Origin of the sequence: Nocardiopsis halotolerans DSM 44410 (genome assembly GCF_000341065.1) — a bacterium.
Taxonomy (GTDB): domain Bacteria; phylum Actinomycetota; class Actinomycetes; order Streptosporangiales; family Streptosporangiaceae; genus Nocardiopsis; species Nocardiopsis halotolerans.
On sequence record NZ_ANAX01000188.1, the window covers coordinates 11,430 to 11,847 of the forward strand.

At 72.5% G+C, this 418-nt stretch carries 1 pseudogene (running past one end of the window); it reads left to right on the forward strand.

Going from position 1 to position 418, the window contains the following annotated elements:
- Nucleotides 1–220 (forward strand): annotated as a pseudogene (locus D455_RS30460) (response regulator transcription factor) (it extends 424 nt beyond the left edge of the window).
- Nucleotides 221–418: the final 198 nt, after the last annotated feature.

A 418-nucleotide genomic window follows, 5' to 3' on the forward strand; every position in this document is an offset into this window, starting at 1 on the left:
CAGCCGCACGGATCCTCTGGGAAGGCTGACCGAGCGCGAGCGCGACGTCATGGCGCTGATGGCGCAGGGGCACATCAACTCGGCGATCGCGGCGAAGCTGTTCGTCTCGCAGAGCGCCGTGGAGAAGCACGCCAACGCGATCTTCGACAAGCTGGACCTGGGTGACACCAGGGGGTACAGCCGCCGTGTCCTGGCGGTACTGCGCTACATGGGCACCTGAGGTGTCCCGCTCCTGGCCCGGGAGGAGGAGCCGGTTCCACGTGTACACGGGGCGTACCGGAGGAGGAGCGGGGGCCGGGCCGTCCGGGGACGTCACCCCGCGCCCCGGCCGCCTCCGGACGCGGGTGCGGGCGTCACGGCCGCCGGTCACGGTGGTTCCGGTACCGACGAGGAACGGAGCCGCCGCGCGGCGGGGAGG